7 protein-coding genes are annotated in these 6,522 nt (G+C 33.0%); 1 reads left to right on the top strand and 6 read right to left on the bottom strand.

The window, feature by feature from the left end:
* Window positions 1–4: 4 nt before the first annotated feature.
* Together serC and B5E79_RS08845 are read right to left on the bottom strand one after the other, a co-directional pair.
* Window positions 5–1,090, bottom strand: a complete 1,086-nt coding sequence (serC, locus tag B5E79_RS08840) for a 3-phosphoserine/phosphohydroxythreonine transaminase (protein WP_087297730.1) — start codon at window positions 1,088–1,090, stop codon at window positions 5–7.
* Window positions 1,091–1,273: 183 nt separating this feature from the next.
* Window positions 1,274–2,065 carry a PHP domain-containing protein gene (locus tag B5E79_RS08845; protein WP_087244884.1) on the bottom strand — a complete coding sequence of 264 codons (792 nt, stop codon included), beginning with the start codon at window positions 2,063–2,065 and terminating at the stop codon, window positions 1,274–1,276.
* A gap of 104 nt (window positions 2,066–2,169) precedes the next feature.
* Between B5E79_RS08845 and B5E79_RS08850 the strand changes: the two genes are divergently transcribed.
* Window positions 2,170–3,627, top strand: coding sequence for an alpha-glucosidase (locus B5E79_RS08850; protein ID WP_087297731.1), 1,458 nt, complete (start codon window positions 2,170–2,172; stop codon window positions 3,625–3,627).
* Between the two features lie 108 nt (window positions 3,628–3,735).
* Here B5E79_RS08850 and B5E79_RS08855 read toward each other — a convergent pair whose 3' ends face one another.
* From B5E79_RS08855 to B5E79_RS13690, 4 genes are all read right to left on the bottom strand, one after another.
* On the bottom strand, window positions 3,736–4,074 hold the full coding sequence (locus B5E79_RS08855) for a hypothetical protein (protein WP_087297732.1): 339 nt from the start codon (window positions 4,072–4,074) through the stop codon (window positions 3,736–3,738).
* A complete protein-coding gene (locus B5E79_RS08860; RefSeq protein WP_087297733.1) occupies window positions 4,055–4,858 on the bottom strand; it encodes an ExeA family protein in 804 nt (267 codons plus the stop codon). The genes B5E79_RS08855 and B5E79_RS08860 overlap by 20 nt, the downstream gene beginning before the upstream one ends.
* A 1-nt stretch (window position 4,859) precedes the next feature.
* Complete coding sequence (locus B5E79_RS08865) at window positions 4,860–6,101, bottom strand: DDE-type integrase/transposase/recombinase (RefSeq protein ID WP_087297734.1); 1,242 nt, start codon at window positions 6,099–6,101, stop codon at window positions 4,860–4,862.
* 58 nt (window positions 6,102–6,159) lie between these two features.
* A partial coding sequence (locus tag B5E79_RS13690) for a hypothetical protein (protein ID WP_206393176.1) occupies window positions 6,160–6,522 on the bottom strand: 363 nt, incomplete at its 5' end.

Genomic DNA, 6,522 nt, shown 5'->3' on the forward strand with positions numbered 1-6,522 from the left:
TTCATCACCTATTTTCTTCTTCAAATTTTTTCATGAAGGCAACTAATGTTTCAACGCCTTCTTTTTCCATTGCATTATAAATAGAAGCTCGAATACCTCCTACAGAACGATGACCTTTTAAATTCGTCATCCCTGCTGCTACTGATTCCTTCACAAACTTTGCATCTAAATCCTTGTTAGGACAAGTAAAAGTCACATTCATTAAAGAACGGTTATCTGGATCACTATGTGCAATATAAAAGTCTGACTGATCTAAATAATCATATAATAGCTTTGCTTTTTCTTCATTTCTTTTTTTCATAGCTTCTAACCCACCTAAAGAATCAATCCATTTTAAGACTTCTCCTAATACATAGATTGAAAAAGTTGGTGGTGTGTTATACATAGAATCATTTTGAGCGATTGTATCATATTCCATCAGCACTGGAATTTTTTCCTGATGGTCTTTGATTAAATCTTCTCTGACAATCACAACTCCCAGTCCTGCAATCCCCATATTTTTCTGTGCTCCAGCATAAATCATGCCATAATCATTCACATTGATTGGCTGAGATAAAATATTAGAAGACATATCCGCTACAATAGGTATTCCATGTGTATCTGGAACATACTTCCATTCCGTACCATAAATAGTATTATTTGAACATAAATGCACATAAGAAGCATCTTCTCTTATATCTAATTCATCTTGAGTTGGAATATGTTTAAAGTTCTGTGCACTGCCATCATAAACAATATGCACATCACCAAATTTCTTTGCTTCCTGAGCAGCTTTCTTTGAAAAAGATCCTGTAATGATATAATCAGCTTTTCCATTTTTCATCAAATTCAGTGGAATCGTTGAAAATTGTTGTGTCGCCCCACCTTGAATAAATAATATCTGATAATGATCAGGAATATTCATTACCTTTTTTAACATAGCTTTTGTTTCATTAAAAATGTCAAGATAGGATGATGATCGATGACTCATTTCCATTACGCTCATCCCACTATCGTTATAGTTCAACATTTGAGATGCGATTTTTTCTAATACAGATACAGGTAATGTTGATGGACCTGCTGAAAAGTTATAAACTCTTTTTTTTGTCATATCGACACCCTCCTTTTTAAAATATTGATGTCATTATATATGATTTATACAAATTTATCAAATGATTTTATAATTTTTCATAATTTGTAATTATTTTTATATAAATTGTATACAATTTCATCCATTTATCACCCATCCTTTAAACTATATTCATCTTTATAACAAAAAAGAACTAGCTTTTCACTAGTTCATCTGTAATGTTGCTTCACGAATATAATTGCCTACATCCTGTGGCTGATGAGCATCAGAAGCATAAATCAAATCCACATGATTGTCTTTAAAAATCTGTAAAAGTTCCTGAGATAATCCCATATCCGGATGATGATAACGATAATAACATCCCACATTGTTTTCAGCTTTCATATGATGTGCTTTTAAAAGCTCTGCCATTTTTTGGTAAGTTGGCTTTAAATCATATGTAGGATAAATCTGAAAAAGTTTAATCGTATCTGGATGTGCCAGTTGGGTAAATAATTGTGATTCTATTAATTGAAAGACAAGTTCGTAATAACGTTTATAGATATCATTGGCATCATAGCGATTCCATAATAAATCTTTTGAAAAACTCATATCATATAAAATACCATCAATAGAATGAATAGCACCTACCAGAAAGTCGAAAGAATATTGTCCTAATAATTCTTTTAAAAAGTTCTCATACTCTGGAACATAACAGACTTCCAGTCCATATTTGACTTTAACAGGCAAGTCCATTTGTTGGATATCTTTCATCAAATCAATGAAATCACTTAAATGATCTTTAAATTTCATGTCTTTATTTGCTAACCATGTCTTTTGTACATCATATTGTTTGAGTCTTTCATAGATGGGTTCAAATTCAATAAAACGATGTGTATGATCTAAAATTTGAATTTCATCTAATCCCTTTTGATGTGCTGCTTCTACAAATTGTAAAACATATTCTTTTGTGAGTGGCCCATTTTCTAGATGCATATGTCCATCAATATACTTCATTATTTCATCAACTCCTTTGATTTATTATATGAAGATATTTGAGATTTGTAAAATCTTATCATCAATTATTTTTTCATGATATAATCATTTTAGAGGTGATCAATATGCCACAATGCTGGAAAGAAGAAATTGTTTATCAAATTTATCCAAAAAGTTTTCAAGATAGTAATCATGATGGAATCGGTGATATTCAAGGAATCATTCAAAAACTTGATTATTTAAAAGATTTAGGTGTCACTATGCTTTGGATTTGTCCAATTTACTGTTCTCCTATGGATGATAATGGCTATGATATTGCTGATTATTATCAAATTCATCCTGATTTTGGAAGTATGGAAGATGTCGATGAACTGATTGTCAAAGCGAAAGAAAGAGATATCAAAATCATTATGGATCTTGTTATTAATCATACATCCGATGAACATGCCTGGTTTCAGGAAGCATTAAAAAATCCTGATAGTCCTTATCGACAATATTATATTTTTAAAGAAGGTCAAGATAACCAGCCTCCTACAAACTGGCGTTCTGTTTTTAGTGGTTCTGTTTGGGAAAAAGTCCCTCACGAAGATAATATGTATTATTTTCATTCTTTTTCTAAAAAGCAACCTGATTTAAACTGGGAAAATCCACAAATGAGAGAAGACATCTATCGCATGATTAACTGGTGGTTAGATAAAGGAATTGCAGGATTTAGAGTTGACGCTATTAACTTTATAAAAAAGGATCAATCCTGGCAAAATGGTCCTGTTGATGGCGCAGATGGACTCTCATCATGTTTTGAATTCACAAGAAATCAGCCCGGTATAGAAGTCTTTTTCAAAGAATTGAGAGAAAAGACATTTGATATTCATCATTGTATGACAGTGGCGGAAGCTGTGGGTGTTCCTTATGATCAGCTAGGCATTTTTATCGGTCAAGATGGATGCTTTTCAATGATGTTTGATTTTAATTATTCACATATTGATATTACTGAACATGAAGAATGGTTCCCACTTCAAAATTGGACAATGCAGGAATACAAAGAAAAGCTCTTTTTAAGTCAAAAGGAAATCTTTAAAACAGGATGGTGTGGAACTTTCCTGGAAAATCATGATATGCAAAGAAGTTTAAACAGACTTATTCGTAACCCTCAAGAACGTACGCCAAAAGCCGCAAAAGCTTTAGGTCAAATGTTTATGTTTTTAAAGGGGACTCCTTTCATTTATCAAGGCGAAGAAATTGGAACCATCAACAATCATAGACTTTCTATCCATGATTTTGATGATCTTAATTCACATGCTCAATATCGTAGAGCTTTACAGGAAGGTTATAGCGAAGAAGAAGCTTTAGATTTTGTCAATCGTCGCAGTCGAGATAATACCCGTTCTCCTATGAGCTGGAATTCACAGTTATATGCAGGTTTTAGTGATGTTCAACCTTGGCTTGCGAATAATGAATATTATCAAGATATTAATGTTGCTAAACAGGCGAATGATCCCGATTCTGTTTTATCTTATTATAAACAGATGATTGCTTTAAGACAGAATCCTTTGTTGTTGAATGCCAAATTAAATGATAAATAGTTCTTCAATTTATTTGGTTAGGATACAAGGTGAGATAACTATAATATTCAAATTAAATTGTCCTGGCTATTCATATTATTTGCTACGTGAGATAACTAAAAAATGCATCTAAGATGCACTTTTTTTGTTATAGTTTTCAAACACCGATTTGATTCCATATGCAATTCTAAGACTTATATCTAAATCTTCGAACACCTCGTATATTGCCTCTGTATTCCAGAATATATCCGTTGGGTGGGCAAGCCCTATTGTCATATCTCTCATAACGAAACATATTTCCCAGTCAAGTTCATTCTCTATTAAACGACACCATTCACTTCGATTATTAATGACAATATCAAATGAATAATAAGCGAATGTTTCTATGCTCCTGATTGTACCAACACATTTGACCTCATCTTTATTTTTATATATATAATCCATTTTCTTATCCCAACTCATTATCATTAAAGGCCATCATGACAGTATCTGTATCTATGATATTCTGATTTCTATTATTGCCTGCCAATAGACTTTTATTGCACAATTGATTAATCAATCGTGGTACACCATTTGATACATTTATAATGGCCTCTATGGCACTTGCTTCAAATACCTGTTGATGGCATCCAGCTCCTTTAAGCTTCTCCTGAATATATTTTCGTGATTCCTCTTTGTTAAGATTTTCTATATGATAGTTCATGACTATTCTCTGTTTTAATGGCTCGTGTATCGCCAGATTAAACGTATTATTGAGCTGCGGCAGTCCTGCTAACAGAACGACTGCCTGATCACTTGAATCCATTTCAAAATTAAAGAGTATTTTTAGATCGTTAAGTATTCCATTTCTTAAATAGTTTGCTTCATCGAGAATGATAATCAGTGTCATTCTTTTTTCGATGGTATATCTTTCTATGGCTTTTTGAATGGCCTTGAAATTATCGCTTTTTCGATGATATGCTTCCAGTCCCAATGCTTCTGCCAGCTGTCTATAGAATTCCATCACTGTTAATGTTGACATGGGTATATAGATAACTTTATATGCTGATTGATTAAGACTCTTGACCCAATGCCTTATCATGGTTGTTTTGCCTCGACCTGGACCTCCAGTTAAGACACCAAATCCTTTTGTCTGTACAAGATAGTTCAATCTGAATATCAGTTCCTTATAATCATTTGTTTCTACTAGGACATCTTTTGAATTCTTGATGAATGGATTGAATTCCAGTCCATATCTGCTGGTATAGTTCATGTTATTTTTCCTCCGTAAATTTTATTTTATTTCGTTTAACAGTTGCATTTGCCTGTTTGTCAAGCAGATGTATTTCTTCCAGTTCACCTGTTTCCTTATCGACGATATAAATTTTAGATAAATCTGGTGAATATCTTAAAAGCAGTTTCTGTCCTGCATATCTGTAATTGACCTCATATTCTTTTTGATCTATCATGATGACGTTATCGTTAGATACTTTTCTCTCTTTTTCTATAAGGAATATTTTGTCTATCTTTTCATCATCATATCTTTGGATGAGTGATGATTCTTCAAAGAATCTATCCTGTGGTGTCTTTTTGTTCAAGGACCTGTGGATGGTTTGATTATATCGTTGCACATACTGCATTAATGATTCCCTCAATTCATCAAGACTCTTATAATCATTCATATGAAGTCCTGACATCCATTGTTCCTTCATCGTTTTAAACCATCTTTCTATCTTGGCTTTTGATGTAGGTGTCCTTACGGCACAGTAATTGATAACTGTTCCCATTCGTGCTGCTAATAATGTCATTTGATTGCATCTGTAATTTGCACCATTGTCGAAGTTAAATATCTTTGGTTTTCCATGCTTTTTTACCGCACTTTTAATGACACTCATCAGATTTATGTAATTATCATTTAAGAATATATCTATGCCAACGATATATCTTGAGGCATCATCTATTAATGCGATAATATATGTTCGCTCTTTTTTTCCATCAATTTTGAGGTATGGTCCTACACTCGAATCCCCACACCAGACTTCGTTGATATGTTTTCTTTCATATCTTCGCATATCCCTGTTTCTTGTAGGTGTATCTTCTTTTTTGAGTCGATTGACGACTCTATTGACAGTGGATAGGGATATTTCTTTTGACCTGATGGTACCATTATCTTTTAGCTTTTGATAAACGAGTGTTGCGGGTAGCCTAGGATATTCCTTAATTAAATAGGATATTTGAGTCATGATATCCTCATCTACCTTTCTATATGTCGCCTTGTCACTTCTTGACTGTGGCTTCAATCCATCAAAGCCATTTTTCATATATGCTCGATACCATCTTGCAATCGTATATGCACTTATCTTATAGTCCTCACCATTTGGATGCTCATATACCCTGGAAGCTGCCTGAGTAAAAAATGCTGACTTGGATAAATTATCATCAATTGTCCCAGTGACCAGCGGGGCTATGATTCCATATCGAAATAAAGCGATATCTGTTGATTTTTTTGCGTTCATTTGTCTTGTTCCTCCTTATACAGCTGCCATTGTATATGAAGTTTAAGGTATTCGAAAGTCAGGCTATGTGGGTAAGATTATATAGAATATTTGGTGTGCATTTAATTTGCATAAACTGTCTTTTAAAATGAAAAAAGCACTGAAAAACCAAAGAACTATCTAATTGAATATTTTCAGATAGTAGTCTTTGTTTCCAATGCATCGTATACTGTTTCTTTATGTAGGAAATATTGGATTCATCTATATTTGGATTTTCAATCATAAGCTGATTCAAATCCTGCATAGAATTTGAGCGAATAATGGATAGAGTGTCATGAAATAGAATTTGACTATAAGGAATAATGACAGATAGTAAAAATGCATGTGTATGATGACAATGCTTACATTTGAATCTTTGGATTTTAAGGGGAATGATGCCATC

Origin of the sequence: Massilimicrobiota sp. An134 (assembly GCF_002160815.1) — a bacterium.
GTDB classification, from domain to species: domain Bacteria; phylum Bacillota_I; class Bacilli_A; order Erysipelotrichales; family Coprobacillaceae; genus Allocoprobacillus; species Allocoprobacillus merdigallinarum.